Source organism: Saccharopolyspora mangrovi (assembly GCF_035320975.1).
GTDB classification, from domain to species: Bacteria; Actinomycetota; Actinomycetes; order Mycobacteriales; family Pseudonocardiaceae; genus Saccharopolyspora; species Saccharopolyspora mangrovi.
In genome coordinates this window covers 453617-469816 of record NZ_JAWLNX010000002.1, presented here as the reverse complement: position 1 = coordinate 469816, position 16200 = coordinate 453617, and the positions used below count along the sequence as shown (strand labels likewise).

Sequence of the window (16200 nt, the reverse complement as noted above, 5' to 3'; positions counted from 1 at the left end):
GGGGGGGCGGCCCTGGGGGGGGGAGGGGGGGGGGGGGGCGGGGGGCCCCCCCGCGGGCGGCGCGCCCCGCCTCGGCGTCAGCGGTGCAGCTCGCGCAGGACTTCGTAGAAGGCGGCTTTGCTCTCGAACCCGATCCCGGGTGTGTCGGTGAGTCCGACGTAGCTGTCCTCGACCACGGCGCCGTCGGCGAACCCGCCGGTGGGCTGGAACTCGCCCGGGTAGGACTCGTTGCCGCCGAGCTTGAGGGCGGCGGCGATGTGCAGCGAGAACTGGTGCCCGCCGTGCGGGATGCAACGCCGGGAGGACCAGCCGTGCTGGGCGAGCATCTCCTGCACGCGCAGGTATTCGGTGAGCCCGTAGCTGAGCGCGGGGTCGAACTGCAGGTAGTCGCGGTCGGGTCGCAGGCCGCCGTAGCGGATGAGGTTGCGGGCGTCCTGCAGCGAGAAGAGGTTCTCCCCGGTGGCGACCGGGCCCTGGTAGTGCTCGCAGAGGGTGGCGTTGAGGCGGTAGTCCAGCGGGTCGCCGACCTCCTCGTACCAGAACAGGCCGTAGGGCTCGATGGCCTTGCCGTACTCCAGGGCGGTGGCCAGGTCGAAGCGTCCGTTGACGTCGACGGCCAGCCGCGAGCCGTCGCCGTCGAGCACCTCCAGGACCGCTTCGATGCGCTTGAGGTCTTCGGCCAGGTCGGCGCCGCCGATCTTCATCTTGACCACGCGGTAGCCCTGGTCGAGGAAGCCCTTCATCTCGTCCTGCAGGTCGCGCAGGGTCTTGCCGGGTGCGTAGTAGCCGCCCGCCGCGTAGACGAAGACGCTGTCGTCGGGGTGACCGTCGCCGTAGCGGTCCGACAGCCAGCGGTACAGCGGCTGTCCGGCGATCTTGGAGGCGAGGTCGAACAGGGCCATGTCGATCACGCCGACCGCCACGGATCGTTCGCCGTGCCCGCCGGGCTTCTCGTTGTTCATCAGGAAGTCCCACGCGCGAGTGGGTTCCAGCTGGCCGTCCTCGGCCAGCAGCGCCTCCGGGTTGGCGTCGAGCAGGCGGGGGATGATCCGGCGGCGCAGGATCTCGCCGGCGCTGTAGCGGCCGTTGGAGTTGAACCCGTAGCCGACGACGGGTTCGCCGTCGCGCACGACGTCGGAGACGACGGCGGCGATCGAGCAGTCCATCGAGCTGAAGTCGATCCAGGCGTTGCGGATCGACGAGCTGATCGGGACCACGCCCTCGTGCACAGAGACGATCTTCACCAGCAGCTCCTCGTTGTAATTTATAAATTGCAACCGGATGCTAGGGTCGAGTCGCCGGTGAAAGCAACCCCCCGGTTCCCGAGGCGGAGGAAGACTGGGAATGTGCGCAGCGCACGTGTTCTCGAGCAAGGGCGACGTCGCCTACGTCGAACTGCGGGAGCGCATCCTGTCCGGAGGGCTGCGGCCGGGAGCGCGACTCGCGCAGCACGAACTCGCCGCCGAGCTGGGCATGAGCCTCACCCCGCTGCGCGAGGCGGTGCGCCGGCTCAGCAGCGAGGGGCTGATCGACCTGGACTCGCAGCGCGACGCCCGGGTGGCGAGCATGAGCGCGGCCGAAGCGCGCCAGCTGTTCGAGGTCCGGCTCTCGCTCGACCCGACCGCGGCCGAGCTCGCCGCGCAGCGCCGGACCGACGAGGACCTCGCGGCGCTGCGCTCCTGCGCTGCCCGGTTGCTGCCGGTCACCCGCGCCTGGGGCGAGGAGGCCCTGACCGCGCACCGCTCGTTCCACCGCGCCCTCTACCTCGCCTCGCGCAACGACGTGCTGGTCCGGATGCTCGACGACCTCTGGGACAAGTCGGACCGCTACCGGCGCATCGGCCTGGAACTGCCACCCGGTGAGGAACCCCGGACCAGGGACCACCGCGAGCACCACGAGCTGGTCGACCTCATCGAGGCCGGTGACGCCGCCGGTGCCCGGGAGCTCATGCGCGCCCACATCGAGCGCAGCCTCACCGGTTCGGCGATCGACGCCCTGGAGGAACGCGAGCGCCGGGACTCGGGGCAGGCCCGGCCGGAAGCAGGCTGAGGCGCGCCGCAGCGCCGCGCGGCGCGGGCAGAAATCCCCTGGCCGGGGGCCTGTTGTGGGCGCAGGGTGGTGTTATCCGGACCTTCGGGAGGAGCCCATCATGACCACGCACAGCACGCAGGAGGTCGAACGCCGCGGGTTCGACGACCCCGACGACGTACGCGACTTCGAACACGGCCGAGCGGAAGTGCTCGAGATGGCCGGCGGCACGATCGGACGGCTCGTGCTGCACCCCGGCTGGCGGTGGAGCCAGGACGTCAAACCCATCGCCGGCACCGAGTGGTGCGAAGCACCGCACTTCCAGTACCACGTCTCCGGGACCTTGCACGTGCAGATGTCCGACGGCGTCGAGTTCGACGTCGGGCCCGGCACGGTCACCTCGCTGCCGCGAGGCCACGACGCCTGGGTCGTCGGCGACGACGACGTTGTGCTCGTCGACTGGTACGGCGCCAGCGACTACGCCAAGCGGCACTGATCCGCCTTCGGCGCCGCACCAGGTGGCCCGGTGCGGCGCTGTGAGAACCGAGACGATCAGCTGCTCCGCGGTGTCCGAAGTGGTTGCATGACCTGTCGGAACCTGGACCGCGCAACCGGTCCAGACGGCGAATCCGACAGACCGGAGGAAGACGACCGATGGGCCACGGGGCTTTCGAGAAGACCTACGCGGTCGCCGAGGACCGCTACGAGCAGATGGACTACCGGCGGGCGGGCGCGTCCGGCCTGGACCTGCCCGCGTTCTCCTTCGGCCTGTGGCAGAAGTTCGGCACCGACTACCCGTACGAGACCCAGCGCGAGATCGTGCTGCACGCCTTCGACCTCGGCATCACGCACTTCGACAACGCCGACCGCTACGGGCCGCCGCACCGCGCCGCGCAGAAGTTCTTCGGCACGGTGCTGGCCAAGGACCTGGCGCCGCACCGCGACGAGCTGATCCTGTCGACCAAGGCCGGCAACCCCATCGGCCCCGGCCCGTACCAGAAGGGCGGGTCCCGCAAGTCGCTGCTGTCCTCGCTGGAGCACAGCCTGCGCGACCTCGGCACCGACTACGTCGACATCTTCTACAGCCACAGCCCGGACGAGAGCACCCCGCTGGAGGAGACGGTGGGTGCGCTGGTCAGCGCCGTGCAGCAGGGCAAGGCGCTCTACGTCGGGCTGTCGAACTACCTGCCCGATCGTGCCCACCGCGCCGCCGAGCTGCTGCGCGAGGCGGGGGTGCCGCTGCTGGTCCACCAGCCGCGCTACTCGATCTTCGACCGCACCCCGGAGAACAGCGGTCTGCTCGACCTGGCCGCCGACGACGGCTTCGGCCTGGTCGTCTACTCGCCGCTGGCGCAGGGCCTGCTCACCGACAAGTACCTGAAGGAGATCCCCTCGGGTGCCCGCGCGGAGAACAGCGCGTTCCTGTCGCCGGAGGTCATCGACGACACCTACCGCTCGCGGGCCGCCGCGCTCAACGAGCTCGCCCAGCAGCGCGGCCAGTCGCTGGCCCAGCTCGCCCTGCAGTGGGTGCTGCGGCGCCCGGAGGTCACCTCCGCGCTGATCGGCGCAAGCTCGGTGTGGCAGCTCGACCACAACGTCCAGGCCCTGCAGTTCCCGCCGCTGACCGACGACGAGCTCGCCGTCATCGAACGCCACGGCGTCCACGGCACCGGCCTCAAGCAGTAGCGCCCGGAGTTCCGCGCGGGTCAGCTGCGATCGGCGGCGAACTCGCGCGGAACTCCCTCGGCTGCCAGCGCGGGGGAGGGCAGCTCGTCGGCCGTGGGCGGCTGCGCCCCTGGGCGGGAGCAGGTCAGCGCTGCTGCGGTGGCCGCGTAGGTGAGGGCGTGCCGCCACGCGGCAGCCGGTAGGGCGGCGACCGCGGCGGGGTCGAGGGCGTTGTTGTGGTGGAGCCAGTGCAGCAGCGCGGCCTGGACGGTGTCGCCGGCACCGATGGTGTCGACCACCTCGGACCGCCGGCACCCGACGTCGACTCGGGCACCGTCCGGGGTGATGACCGAGAGACCTTCGGCACCGCGGGTGAGCACGACTGCGGCCGGGCCCATGCTCGCCCACCGGCGCACCGCCTCGGTGACCGGTTCGGAGTCGAGCGCCAGCCAGCAGGCGTCCTCTTCGGACACCGTGAGCAGCCCCAGGTGCGGCAGCCAGCGCTCGAACCGCCGCCGGTAGGCCTCCGCGTCGTCGATGAGCTCCGCCCGCACGTTGGGGTCCAACGCGACGAACACCCCGCGCTCCGACTCGCGGTGCAGCAGCGATTCGTACGCGCTGGCACCGGGTTCGAGCACCATCGACAGCGTGCCCAGCGACAGCGCCCGCGCCTGCGGCGGCAGCGGGCCGGGGTCGATGACCAGTCGGTCGGCCGTGCCCTGCACGTAGAAGCTGTAGCGGGCCGATCCGTCCGGGCCAGGGGAGGCCACCGCCAGGGTGGTCGGCTCGGGGCCGCGCTGCAGCAGCGCGGTGTCCACACCGGACTCGCGCAGCCCGTGCACCAGCGCCTCGCCGAAGTCGTCTGTGGAGATCCGCGAGAACATCGACACCGCTGATCCCAGGCGGGCCAGCGCGATCGCGACGTTGTACGGTCCGCCGCCGAGCCGCGAGGCGCGGGTGGGAAGCGCTGGCGCGGTGACGGATTCGGTGGCGACCAGGTCGATGAGCGCTTCGCCCCCGACGACGATCATGGTGAGCTCCTTCTCGGTGAGGTTCAGCGGCACCCGCAGGAATCCCGGTGCATGAAGCGGGATTGCAGCCGGCGCTCGACGGGGTCGCGGGTGGGGTCGTCCAGCCGGTCCAGCAGCAGCCGGAGCGCTTCGGCCCCGATCTCGCGGCTGGGCTGGGCGATCGCGGTCAGGCGAGGTGTGAACAGGTCCGCCCACGGGAAGTCGTCGAAGGCCACCAGCGCCACGTCGTCGGGGACGGTGCGCGAGAGGTCGTGCACGGCCCGCATGGTGCCGATGGTCATGGCGTTGTTGGCCGCGATGATCGCCGTGGCGGGTCGCGGCGCGGTGAGCAGCTCGGTCGCGGCGCTGCGGGCCGCCTCGGACTCCGAGGCGCCTTCCCGGAACAGCTCCGGATCAGCGGGGATGTCGTTGCGGCGCAGCCCTTCCCGGTAGCCGGCCAGCCGCTCGTCGGTGGTGCTCAGCCCGGGCAGGCCCGCCACGAACCCGATGCGCCGATGTCCGAGCGCGGCCAGGTGGTCGACCAGCGCGGCCGTGGACTCGGCGTTGTCGGTGCTGACCTGGTCGTAGCCGGCGGCGACGACGCGGTCGGCCAGGACGGTGGGCACGTCGTGCTCGGCCAGGTAGCGCATCGTCCGCGACGGTTCGGGCGAGGGTGCCAGCACGATGCCGTCGATGCGCCGCTGGTGCAGGTGGGAGACGACGCGCAGTTCGTGGTCGGGGTCGTCGCGCGGGTCGGCGACCAGCAGGCTGTAGCCGCGGTCGACGGCCTCGGCTTCGATGCCCTGCAGGATCTCGGTGAAGTAGGGGTTGCTGACCGAGGAGATCGCCACGCCGATGGACAGCGTGCGCGCGGTGGCCAGCGATCGGGCGAGCGTGTTCTGGATGTAGCCGACCTGCTCGACGGCCTTGAGCACGGCCTCGCTGGTCTCCGGCCGCACCCGGCGCGTGCCGTTGAGCACGTAGGACACCGTCGCTGACGACACCCCGGCGACGCGTGCGACATCGGCGATGGTGGCCACGTGCTACTCCCTCGTTCCCGGTTGCGGGTTGGGAATTTAACATGAAGTTAAGCGCTTGCCTAAGCGCTTAAACCGACGTTAGTTTTCTCGGCACACCGCGCCGGGGCGGTCCGGTCCGCGTCCCCCTCGGGCGGTGCGAACCAGCGCGCGTGCACCGAGGGCACGCCGGACGGAATGAGTGATCGTGCAAGCCGTAGTGATCGAAGGACCAGGTCAGGCCGTCGTCAAGGACGTCGCCGAGCCGGCACCGGCCGCCGGGCAGGTGCTCGTGCGGGTGCACGCCGCCGGGCTGTGCGGGACCGATCTGCACCTGGTCGACGGGGTGCTGCCCACCCCGTACCCGCTGACTCCCGGGCACGAGTTCGCCGGCGAGGTGGTGGAGCTGGGCGAGGGCGTGAGCGATCTGGCCGTCGGTGACCGCGTCGCGGTGGACCCGAACCTGCCGTGCGGCGTGTGCCGCTGGTGCCGGGGCGGTCGCGGCAACCTGTGCCAGGTGTGGGACGCCATCGGCGTGAGCAGGGCCGGAGCCGCCGCCGAGCTGGTCGCCGTGCCCGCGGGCATCTGCTTCGCGCTGCCCTCGACGGTGTCCTACACCGCCGGGGCGATGGTCGAGCCGCTGTCGTGCGCGGTCCACGGCGCGAGCCGGTTGCCGCGCCTGCCCGGTTCGCACTACCTGATCTACGGGGCGGGCACGATGGGCCTGCTCATGGCGGCGCTGGTGCGCCGCTCGGGTGCGGCCTCGGTGTCGGTGGTCGACCTCAACGACGCGCGCCTGGACTTCGCGCTGTCCTACGCGGCCGACCGCGCCACCACCCACGCCGACGCGCTGGAGCAGCCCGACGGCTACGACGTGGTCATCGACGCCACCGGCGCGGTGCCCGCGATCGAGGACGGCCTCGGCCGGGTCCGCAAGGGCGGGACCTTCCTGCAGTTCGGGGTCGCCGACCCGAACGCCACGGCCAGCTTCTCGCCGTTCCGCGTCTACCACGAGGAGATCGACATCCTCGGGTCGATGGCCGTGCACAACGGTTTTCAGCCGGCGATCGAGCTGGTCGCCTCCGGCGCGGTCGACGTGGAGCAGCTGGTGTCGGCGACGCTGCCGCTGTCGGACTACGCCGGGGCGATCGAGAAGTTCCGCGCAGGAACCGGCCACAAGATCCACGTGGCCCCCACTGCGCGCTGAAACTGTTCGGGAGTCAAGTTGTTTGGCGGTGCCAGTGGCGGAACCTGAGGCGGTCCTCCTGCTCCGGGCGCGCCGACATCATGTATGCCAATACACCACGTCGGCGCGTCCTCGCAGGAGGACCACCTCAGAACCCGCGGCGGTGCGGGCTGAGTCCCACACCTGAAACAGCGGCTGCCGCCGCATTCCTGAGCAGAACCTAGACGGGTTCGCCACGACGCGCGTGGCGAGACGTCCTCCTGTGAATCCGACGAAGGGTTACGTGCAATGACGCCAACCACCCCCGCACCAGCGCGTTCGCGCACGCGCAACGCGCTGATCTGGATGTTCGGGGCGCTCGGCGGGATCTTGTGGGGTTATGACACGGGGGTGATCTCCGGTGCCATGCTGTTCATCAAGCAGGACATCCCGTTGTCCCCGTTCCAGCAGGGACTGGTGGTCAGCGGGCTGCTCGTGGGTGCGATGGCCGGTGCCGGCGCGTCCGGCCGGCTCGCCGACGTGTGGGGCAGGCGAAAGCTGATCCTGTGGGCCGCGGTGGTGTTCACCGCCGGAACCGTGGGCGCCATGCTGGCGACCACGGCGTGGATGCTGGTGGTCTTCCGGTTCGTCATCGGCATCGGTGTCGGCATCGCCTCGGTGGTCGTGCCGCTGTACCTGACCGAACTGGCGCCCAAGCAGTCCCGCGGCGGGCTGACCTCGCTGATGCAGCTGCTGGTCACCGTCGGCATCCTGGTCGCCTACATCACCGACTACGCGTTGGCCGACACCGGTTCCTGGCGCTGGATGCTGGGGCTGGGCGCGGTTCCGGCGGTGCTGCTGGGCATCGGCATCTACTTCCAGCCCGAGAGCCCGCGTTGGCTGGTCAAGCACGGTCGTTCCGACCAGGCGCGTGCGGTGCTCACCGAGTTGCGCGGTGCTGATGCGGCCGAGGTCGAGCAGGAGCTCGACGAGATCGAGGCCGCCGACCGGGAGAAGGAGGCCGAGAACGCCGTCGGCGTCCGGGAACTGCTCACCCCCAGGCTCCGCCGGGTCGTGCTGCTGGGGCTGGGGCTGGTGTTCTTCCAGAACTTCATCGGGATCAACACCATCATCTACTACGCCCCGACGCTGCTGACCACGCTGGGATTCGGCACCTCCGGCGCGATCCTGGCCAACGTCGGCATCGGTGTGGTCAACGTGCTGATGACGCTGCCGGCGCTGCGCATGATCGACCGCGTCGGCCGCAAGTCGCTGCTGGCGGTGGGCAGCATCGGCATGCTCGTGTCGATGCTGGCGCTGGGCGTGGCCAACGTCGCCGGGATCTCCTACGGTCCGCTGCTGGTCGCGATCACGCTGGGCAGCATCCTCGTCTACATCGCCTCGTTCGCGGTGTCGTGGGGACCGGTGCAGTGGGTGATGCTGCCCGAGCTGTTCCCGCTGCGGATGCGCGGTTCGGCGGTGGGCATCTGCCTGGTGTTCAACTGGTTGTTCAACATGGCGGTGGCCCTGGTGTTCCCGGTGCTGCTGGACATCACCGGTCCGGGCGCGATGTTCCTGTTCTTCGCGCTGATGGCGGTCTTGTCGTTCTGGTTCGTCCAACGTGGACTCATCGAGACCAAGGGCAAGAGCCTGGAAGCCATCGAGCAGGAGGTCCTGGGCGCTCCGGCCCCGGAGCCGGTCAAGCAACCCGCCTGAGGGCTCCGCGAACGCGGCCCCGCCTGACCGAGGCGGGGCCGCGCGCGGCTCAGGCGCGTTCTTGCGCCGGGTCGCCGACCGCAGTGGCGCTCCGGGTGTCGTCGTCGCGCAGGTGGTTGTGCTGTTGGACCGAGCGTCCGACGAACAGGCCCGCGATCAGCCCGGCGGTGACCACCCCGAGCAGGACGGCGAACGTCGCGCGGGGTGCGTTCGTCATGAGCATCGGTGTCACGGCCGCGGCCCCGGCGGCCACCACCCGTGCCGCGCCGACCACCGTGCCCTGCGCGGTGGCGCGCAGCAGGGTGGGGAAGGCTTCCTGGCACCAGACCTTGAGCATCGCCTCGAAGGCCAGGGCTCCGCCGATGGCGCTGAAGATCGCCGAGGTGGCCAGGCTCCAGACCGTGACGCCGAAGAGCACCACGATCGCCATCGCCACGATGTAGCAGGCGGCGCCGAAGAGATACCAGCGCAGGCGGTTCCGGCCGTCGACGACCTTCATGAACAGCAACGCCAGCGCCACGCCGAGGCACTGGGTGACGACGCTGATGGTCGAGGCCACCGACACGGTCGAGCCCGCGACGTTGACGTAGAGGAAGGTCCCGAACTGGCCCTTGGTGTTGGCCACGACGTTGACCAGCGCGTAGAAGGTGATCAAGCCCAGCAGCGGCAGCAGGTGCGCGCTGGTGGCCAGTTCGCGGAGCCTGGGGGCCTTGCGCTGCGGGTCGGTTCCGGAGAACTGCTCGCGCGAGGCCACCCACTTCGCCGATTCGGGGACGCGCAGGCGCAGCAGGAGCACCAGCACCGCGACCACCGCGACGTGGGCGTAGAGCAGGCGTCCGCCGGTGCTGCCGAGGTCGCCGACGACGATGCTCAGCAGCTGCGTGGCGATGATCCCGCCGAACCACAGCACCTGCGAGAGCCCGACGAGCTTGCCGGCTTGGCCGGGTGGTGCTTCTTCGGCGATCAGCGCGAGTGAGACGGGCAGGTCCGCTCCGGAGGCGTAGCCGATCAGCACGACGCCGATGCAGAGCATGACCGGGCCCGCTGCGGCGGCGAGCAGGCCTGCGCCGAGCGCGAGCAGCACCATCGTCAGCGAGAACACGGTGCGCCGACCGAACCGGTCGCCGAGGCGGCCACCGGTGAGCGCGCCGGCGGCGATGGACAGCGTCAGCAGGGAGGACAGGACGCCGATCTGCAACGGGTCGAGACCGAGGTCGTCCTGGAACAGCACCAGTGCGGTGCCGGTCGAGACGATGGCCGCGGCGTCCAGGTAGGACGCCATGCCCGCCACGGTGGACCGGGTCCAGTCGCGAGCGGTGAGAGCCGGGTTGGTCATGGGCGAATCTCCTTTGATGGGCCTGACCAGAGCGGCGGTTCCACGGCCGCCGAAGCACGAGTGATGAATCGTTTCATCGGATGGTGATGTGATCTGGACTACGTGTCAACAAGTGGGCGGCAAGTTTCTCATTCAATGAAATAATGCTGCAAAAAGGGCATGTCATGGAGCCATTTCCGCGTCGTTCGAGGTTGGAGCCGATTCGTTCTTGTCCACCATCATTCGAGCCTCTAGGGTTCGAAATGAAAGCTTTCAACCCGGGTTTGGGAAACCCCTTTCCCGCACCTCACGGAAGCCGCGAGACAAGGACCTCGATGCCATGACCGACAGCGTCACGCCCCAAGCTCCGACCATCGAGAACCACGTCGAGCCGATCGGGATCGGCGCCGACGCGCCCCGCTTGTCCTGGACCACGTCCGCTCCGGCCGGCTGGGTGCAACGCGCCTACGAGCTGGAGATCGTCCGGGGTGGGCGGGTGAGCAGGCACGGTCCGATCAGCGATGACGAGTCCCGCCACCGGCCCTGGCCGCAAGCTCCGCTGGCCCCGCGCGAGTCCGCGACCGTGCGGGTTCGGGTGCACGGTGACAGCGGGGTCTCGACGTGGAGCGAACCCGCGGTTGTCGAACGCGGTCTGGCCGAGGGGGATTGGGTCGCCGTCCCGGTCGGGGGAGACCCCGGTCAGCCGGGTACCGAGCGGCGTCCGTGGCTGGTGCGACGTGGGTTCTCGGTGCGCGGCCCGATCACCTCGGCGCGGCTGCACTCCAGCGCGCACGGGCTGGCGGAGGTCGAGATCAACGGGCATCGCGTCGGGGACGACGTCCTGTCGCCGGGCTGGAGCGTGTACTCCGAGCGGCTGCGCTACCGCACCCACGACGTGACGGACCTGCTCGTCGAGGGCGACAACGCGATCGGCGCGTGGCTGGCCGATGGCTGGTACCGCGGCCGCATCGGTTTCCGCGGCGGCGCGCGGGACCGCTACGGCACCGACCAGTCGCTCATCGCGCAGCTGGAGGTCAGCTACGCCGACGGTAGTCGGGACACCATCGCCAGCGGGCCGGAGTGGGTCGCCGCACCCAGCCCGATCCTGTCCTCGTCGATCTACGACGGCGAGGTCTTCGACGCCCGCGAGGTGCCGCGCGGCTGGTCCGAGCCCGGTTTCGACGACGCGAGCTGGGTGCCGGTGCAGGTGTTCGAGCGGGATCCCGCCACCCTCGTGGCACCGGACGGGCCTCCGGTGCGGCGCACTCGCGTGGTGCGCCCGGCGCGCAGCGAGCGCCGCGCCCCGGACCGGCTGCTGGTGGATTTCGGGCAGAACCTCGTGGGACGACTGGCGATCCAGGTTCGGGGCGAGGCCGGTCAGCAGGTCGTGATCCGGCACGCCGAGGTGCTGCAGGACGGCGAGATCTACATCCGCCCGCTGCGGCAGGCCGCGCAGACCGATCGCTACGTGCTGGCCGGGTGCGGTGTCGAGGAGTGGGAACCGCGGTTCACCTTCCACGGGTTCCGCTACGCCGAGGTGACGGCCCCGGCCGAGGTGCTCGACGGCCTGGAGCTGGAAGCGCGCGTGCTGCACAGCGATCTGCGCCGCACCGGCTGGTTCGCCTGTTCGGACCCGGACCTCAACGCCTTGCACGACAACGTCGTGTGGTCGATGCGCGGCAACTTCGTGGACCTGCCCACCGACTGCCCGCAGCGCGACGAGCGGCTCGGCTGGACCGGTGACATCCAGGTCTTCGCGCGCACAGCGGCTTTCCTGCACGACGTGACGGGGATGCTGTCGTCGTGGATGCGCGACCTGGCCGTCGAGCAGAACGACGAGGGCGTGGTCCCGGTGTTCGTGCCGACGTTGGACAACGCCGGATCGTGGGACATGGGCGAGCCGATCGCGGCCTGGGGGGATGCCGGCGTGCTCACCCCGTGGGACCTCTACGTGGCCTCCGGCGACCGGCTGCTGCTGGAGCGGCAGTGGGACAGCGCGAAGGCGTGGGTGGACCTGCTCGAGCGCCGTTGCGGAGCGGATCGACTGTGGACCGGCGATCACCAGCTGGGGGACTGGCTGGACCCGGCAGCGCCGCCGGACAACCCGGCGGCGGCCACGACCGATCGGGAACTGGTGGCCAGCGCCTACTTCGCCCACTCGGCGCGCAGGCTCTCCGACATCGCCGAGGTCCTGGGCCGCACGGCCGAGGCCGAGCACTACGGTGCGCTCGCCGCCGAGGTCCGCGCGGCGATCCGAGCCCGCTGGACCGACGGCGCGGGTGCGCTGCTCGAGGAGTCCCAGTGCGGCTACGCGCTGCTGCTGGCCTTCGACCTCCTGGAGAAGGCAGCGGCCAGGTCCCGCGCGGGGGAGCGGCTGCGGGAGCTGGTGGTCGAGGCGGACTACCGGATCGCCACCGGGTTCGTGGGCACTCCGCTGGTCTCCGAGGCGCTGTCGTCGACCGGCGGCATCGAGGTGGCCTACCGCCAGTTGCGGGAGCGCGGCTGCCCGTCCTGGCTGTACCCGGTGACGATGGGCGCGACGACCATCTGGGAGCGCTGGGATTCCATGCTTCCCGACGGCACGGTCAACCCGGGCGAGATGACCTCGTTCAACCACTACGCCCTCGGCGCCGTGGCCCACTGGATGCACTCCACCATCTCGGGCCTGGCCCCGGCCACCGCCGGGTGGCGGCAGATCCGCTTCGCCCCGCAACCGGGTGGCGGTCTGACGTGGGCTCGCGGAGCGCACGACGGGCCCTACGGCCGGGTGGCGATCGACTGGTCGCTCGAGGGCGATGCGCTGACGGTCCGCACCGAGGTCCCGGCCAACTGCACCGCGACCCTCGACCTCCCGGACGGCACGACCCGCGAACTGCCCTCCGGCCGAGCGGTGCACACGTGCCAGATGCCGCCTGCCGCCTCAGCCTGACCAGCAGGTCCGCGCCTGGGCCGGGTCTCAGGGGAGTTTCCGGCCCCCGGGTGTGGATGTCGATCCTCGGGTCGCCAGTCAGCAGCCGGCGGCGTAGACGTAGCAGCGCAGTTGCGGTTCCCGGTCGACCGACGGGGCGCCCACCAGGTTCACGCCGGGCAGCGCGGTGCTGGCCAGGCCCGGCAGCGCCGAGAGCGGTTGCAGGTAGGTGTTGACCGACGCCGGGTCGACGTGCGGCATGAGCGGCTGGCCGCACACCGAGGTGTCCACGCGCGCGGGATCGGCCGGGCCGGGGTGCTCCAGCGCGTAGGTGACCGGGTCGATGGTGCCGACCAGCAGGTGGGTGGAGGTGTTGGTCGCGCACACGTCCTGGGTGGCGACGTTGGAGATCAGGCCGTCGCCGGTGTGCAGCTCGGCGGATTCCGGCGGCGTGACCACCTCGTCGTGGCGGGTGTAGACGACGGTGTAGCTGATCCCCGGGAAGGTCTCGGTCCGGCTGTTGAGCGCCCGCATGAACTCGGTGTCGGCCTGCTGCTGCCACACCGCCGGTTCGCAGGAGGTGGGGCTGGGCCCGCAGCCCGGCATCGCTTCGGTGCCGTGGTTGGGGGCCATGCCGATCACGTCGTCGACCACCGGTCGCACGTCGGGCCAGAACCGCAGCGCCCAGCGCATGCTCATGCCGCCCTGGGAGTGCCCGAGCACCGCGATGCGCTGGCCGGTCAACCGGTGCACCTCGCGGATCGAGTGCACCAGGTGTTCACCGGCGACCTGGATGTCGCCCATGGTGTGGTCGGGCATCGTCACCGAGCACCAGAAGCGGTCTTGGGCGGTGAAGGCCTTGGCGTAGGTCCAGGAGTAGTTCTGCTCCGGGGTGACGCTGGTGGCCGGGCTCAGCAGCACCGGCTGCAGGTCGCCACCCGGGTCGCCGTGGCAGGACAGCGCTGCCTGAAGCTGCTCGGGAGGGACGCTGAGCTGGGGTCCCGGCCGGTCCACCGGAGCGAATCCGGAATCGGCCTGCGCGGGCACCGGCACCAGGCCGAGCAGCAGGACGATCCCCAACGAGAACACGACGTTGTGCACCCAACGGCTGATCATGCCGATGACAACGATCAACCCCGTCGGACGTTGCGGCCCAACGTTCACGCGCGCGACACCAGCGGGTCCGGCGGCGATCAAGCGGGCGATGCCGGACCCCAGCAGGATCTTCCCGTCATTCCGGACATCACTGACGAGGAGAACGACCATGCTGCACCGGGTCGCGGCGGTGGCCGCAGCCGCGCTGCTCACGACGATGACGGCCACGGCGGCGGTGACCGCGGCTCCCGCGGAGCCGACCGCCACCGTCACCAACATCGCCCACCGCGGAGCCTCCGCGTACGCGCCGGAGAACACCCTGGACGCGGTCCGGCTGGGTGCCGAGATGCGGGCCGACCTCGTCGAGATCGACGTCCAGCAGACCAAGGACGAGCAGCTCGTCGTCATCCACGACACGACGCTGTCGCGGACCACCGACGTCGAGCAGAAGTTCCCGGACCGCGCGCCGTGGCGGGTTTCGGACTTCACGCTGGAGGAGATCCGCACGCTCGACGCCGGATCGTGGAAGGACCCGCGCTACACCGGCGCGACCGTCCCGACCTTCGCCGAGGTGCTCGACGAGCTCGAGCTCACCGCCTCCGGCCTGCTGCTGGAGGCCAAGGCCCCGGAGCTCTACCCGGGCATCTCCGAGCGCATCGCCGGTGAGCTGCAGCAGCGCCCGCAGTGGATGCAACCCGATCCGATGGCGCAGCACCTGGTGGTGCAGAGCTTCAACTGGGACTTCATCCGCCACTTCCACGGCCTGCTCCCGCAGGTCCAGGTGGGCGTGCTCGGCGCGCCGTCCACCGAGCAGCTCGCTGAGGTGGCCACCTACTCCAACCAGGTCAACCCGCACCACTCGGCCGCAACCCCGGAGTACGTCGCCGCTGTCCACGCGCACGGCATGCGCATCAACCCCTACACCGTCAACGACCCGGCGCTGATGCGCGCGCTGATCGCCAACGGCGTCGACGGGATCATCAGCGACCGCCCGGACGTCCTGCGCGAGGAGATCCGCAAGGCCCGTCCCGCGGCCTGACGACGCGAACGGCGGCCGGTGAGGTTCTGCGAAGCCTCACCGGCCGCCGTCGTCGTAGGAGGTCCGGGAAGTGTCGGGGCTACGCCGACTTCTCGCTGATGCCGAACCAGGCGTAGGGGCGCATCTTCTCCGCTTCGGCCTTGTCCTCCGCCTCGGTGATGAGGTCGGGCCGCCAGTCGGGCAGCTGCGCGACGCCCGGGTCCAGCACCCGCCACTGGTCGCCGAGGCCGTCGAGCCAGTCGGTGAGGGTCGCCCGGTCGCGCAGGTACAGCGGGTTCGGGGTGACGTCGCACTCGGTGCGGAAGCGCTCCATGTTGGCCCGCGCCTCGGGGTCGGGCACGTCGGAGGCGAAGTGGGTGATCGCGACCCGGGAACCGGCGGCGAGCTTGTTGGCGTACCGGCGCAGCACCTCGGGGACGTTTCCGTCCGGGCCGATGAACTGCAGCACCGACACCGCGAGCAGGAACACGGGCTGTTCCAGGTCGATCAGGCGCCGCGTGGTGTCGTCGCTGAGGATCTCGCGCCAGTTCAGCAGGTCGGCGTGCACGATCCCGGCCCAGTCGCTGTCCTGCAGGTTCACCCGCGTGTGGGCCACCGCCACCGGCTCGCAGTCGACGTAGACCACGCGCACCGGCTCGTCGGTGTATTCCCGGAGGATCTCGTGCACGTTGCCCATCGTCGGGATGCCCGAGCCCAGGTCCAGGAACTGCCGGACCCCGGCGTCGAAGGCGTCCAGGACCGCCCGCCGCATGAACGCCCGGTTCTGCCGGGCGACGCCGGCGATCTGCGGCCACATGCCCAGCAGCCGCTCCCCGAAGACGCGATCGATCGCCCAGTTCGAGTTCCCGCCCAGGAACCAGTCGTAGATCCGACCGGGGTTCGGACGCTGGACGTCCAGATCGGCCACATCGCGGGACTCTTCGGCCACGGGCGTGCTCCTCACTTCGAAACGTACCTCCCGATGATCGCATCCCGACCGGCGTGATGTGAGGAGGGACAGGCCCGAAAAATCAGATTCGCGATGCGAACTGCCGGAATTCGAAACCTGGCCGGTTCCATGATCCACCTGGGCGTTCTCGCAGCCCGCAGAAGCACGCTCCACAGGCCCGACGAAACCCGTTTCCTGGCGCGGCGGAAGTTGCGCGGGCTCGGTCGGGGGGGGGGGGGGGGCGCGGGGGCCCCCCCCCCCCCCGCCCCCCCCCGCCGGGGACGGAGGGGCACCACCCCCCCCATGGGGGGGGAG

Annotated in this window: 13 protein-coding genes; 7 read left to right on the top strand and 6 right to left on the bottom strand. The window is 70.6% G+C overall.

Annotated features, from left to right (window positions below):
- Positions 1-77: 77 nt before the first annotated feature.
- Positions 78-1244, bottom strand: a complete 1167-nt coding sequence (locus tag R4I43_RS04735) for a mandelate racemase/muconate lactonizing enzyme family protein (protein WP_324264260.1) — start codon at positions 1242-1244, stop codon at positions 78-80.
- 100 nt (positions 1245-1344) lie between these two features.
- On the opposite strand from R4I43_RS04735, the gene R4I43_RS04730 reads away from it, so the two are divergent.
- From R4I43_RS04730 to R4I43_RS04720, 3 genes are all read left to right on the top strand, one after another.
- Entirely contained in the window at positions 1345-2049 is a 705-nt protein-coding gene (locus R4I43_RS04730; protein ID WP_324264259.1) for a GntR family transcriptional regulator, read from the top strand.
- 100 nt (positions 2050-2149) lie between these two features.
- The gene (locus tag R4I43_RS04725) at positions 2150-2524 is read left to right on the top strand and encodes a cupin domain-containing protein (RefSeq protein WP_324264258.1); all 375 of its coding nucleotides are present in this window, start codon (positions 2150-2152) and stop codon (positions 2522-2524) included.
- Between the two features lie 158 nt (positions 2525-2682).
- A complete protein-coding gene (locus R4I43_RS04720) occupies positions 2683-3714 on the top strand; it encodes an aldo/keto reductase (RefSeq protein ID WP_324264257.1) in 1032 nt (343 codons plus the stop codon).
- A gap of 20 nt (positions 3715-3734) precedes the next feature.
- On the opposite strand, the gene R4I43_RS04715 is transcribed toward R4I43_RS04720, so the two are convergent.
- Both R4I43_RS04715 and R4I43_RS04710 read right to left on the bottom strand, forming a co-directional pair.
- Positions 3735-4724 (bottom strand): carbohydrate kinase family protein, encoded by a 990-nt coding sequence (locus R4I43_RS04715; RefSeq protein WP_324264307.1) that lies wholly within the window; start codon positions 4722-4724, stop codon positions 3735-3737.
- A 23-nt stretch (positions 4725-4747) separates the two neighbouring features.
- A complete protein-coding gene (locus R4I43_RS04710) occupies positions 4748-5743 on the bottom strand; it encodes a LacI family DNA-binding transcriptional regulator (RefSeq protein WP_324264256.1) in 996 nt (331 codons plus the stop codon).
- 184 nt (positions 5744-5927) lie between these two features.
- Here R4I43_RS04710 and R4I43_RS04705 point away from each other — a divergent pair, with 184 nt between their 5' ends.
- The gene (locus tag R4I43_RS04705; RefSeq protein ID WP_324264255.1) at positions 5928-6926 is read left to right on the top strand and encodes a zinc-dependent alcohol dehydrogenase family protein; all 999 of its coding nucleotides are present in this window, start codon (positions 5928-5930) and stop codon (positions 6924-6926) included.
- 267 nt (positions 6927-7193) lie between these two features.
- The gene (locus R4I43_RS04700) at positions 7194-8600 is read left to right on the top strand and encodes a sugar porter family MFS transporter (protein WP_324264254.1); all 1407 of its coding nucleotides are present in this window, start codon (positions 7194-7196) and stop codon (positions 8598-8600) included.
- 49 nt (positions 8601-8649) lie between these two features.
- Here R4I43_RS04700 and R4I43_RS04695 read toward each other — a convergent pair whose 3' ends face one another.
- Positions 8650-9936, bottom strand: a complete 1287-nt coding sequence (locus tag R4I43_RS04695; protein ID WP_324264253.1) for an MFS transporter — start codon at positions 9934-9936, stop codon at positions 8650-8652.
- Positions 9937-10255: 319 nt separating this feature from the next.
- Here R4I43_RS04695 and R4I43_RS04690 point away from each other — a divergent pair, with 319 nt between their 5' ends.
- Positions 10256-12844: a glycoside hydrolase family 78 protein gene (locus R4I43_RS04690; RefSeq protein ID WP_324264252.1), complete on the top strand. Its 2589-nt coding sequence runs from the start codon at positions 10256-10258 to the stop codon at positions 12842-12844.
- A 78-nt stretch (positions 12845-12922) separates the two neighbouring features.
- On the opposite strand, the gene R4I43_RS04685 is transcribed toward R4I43_RS04690, so the two are convergent.
- The gene (locus R4I43_RS04685) at positions 12923-13957 is read right to left on the bottom strand and encodes an esterase/lipase family protein (RefSeq protein WP_324264251.1); all 1035 of its coding nucleotides are present in this window, start codon (positions 13955-13957) and stop codon (positions 12923-12925) included.
- A 130-nt stretch (positions 13958-14087) separates the two neighbouring features.
- Here R4I43_RS04685 and R4I43_RS04680 point away from each other — a divergent pair, with 130 nt between their 5' ends.
- Positions 14088-14957, top strand: coding sequence for a glycerophosphodiester phosphodiesterase (locus R4I43_RS04680; protein WP_324264250.1), 870 nt, complete (start codon positions 14088-14090; stop codon positions 14955-14957).
- A 79-nt stretch (positions 14958-15036) separates the two neighbouring features.
- Here R4I43_RS04680 and R4I43_RS04675 read toward each other — a convergent pair whose 3' ends face one another.
- Positions 15037-15885 carry an SAM-dependent methyltransferase gene (locus tag R4I43_RS04675; RefSeq protein WP_324264249.1) on the bottom strand — a complete coding sequence of 283 codons (849 nt, stop codon included), beginning with the start codon at positions 15883-15885 and terminating at the stop codon, positions 15037-15039.
- Positions 15886-16200: the final 315 nt, after the last annotated feature.

Coding starts and splice junctions, on each gene's coding strand:
- R4I43_RS04680 (WP_324264250.1), top strand. CDS start 14,088: ATGCTGCACCGGGTCGCGGCGGTGGCCGCAGCCGCGCTGCTCACGACG.
- R4I43_RS04725 (WP_324264258.1), top strand. CDS start 2,150: ATGACCACGCACAGCACGCAGGAGGTCGAACGCCGCGGGTTCGACGAC.
- R4I43_RS04715 (WP_324264307.1), bottom strand. CDS start 4,724: ATGATCGTCGTCGGGGGCGAAGCGCTCATCGACCTGGTCGCCACCGAA.
- R4I43_RS04720 (WP_324264257.1), top strand. CDS start 2,683: ATGGGCCACGGGGCTTTCGAGAAGACCTACGCGGTCGCCGAGGACCGC.
- R4I43_RS04690 (WP_324264252.1), top strand. CDS start 10,256: ATGACCGACAGCGTCACGCCCCAAGCTCCGACCATCGAGAACCACGTC.
- R4I43_RS04695 (WP_324264253.1), bottom strand. CDS start 9,936: ATGACCAACCCGGCTCTCACCGCTCGCGACTGGACCCGGTCCACCGTG.
- R4I43_RS04730 (WP_324264259.1), top strand. CDS start 1,345: ATGTGCGCAGCGCACGTGTTCTCGAGCAAGGGCGACGTCGCCTACGTC.
- R4I43_RS04700 (WP_324264254.1), top strand. CDS start 7,194: ATGACGCCAACCACCCCCGCACCAGCGCGTTCGCGCACGCGCAACGCG.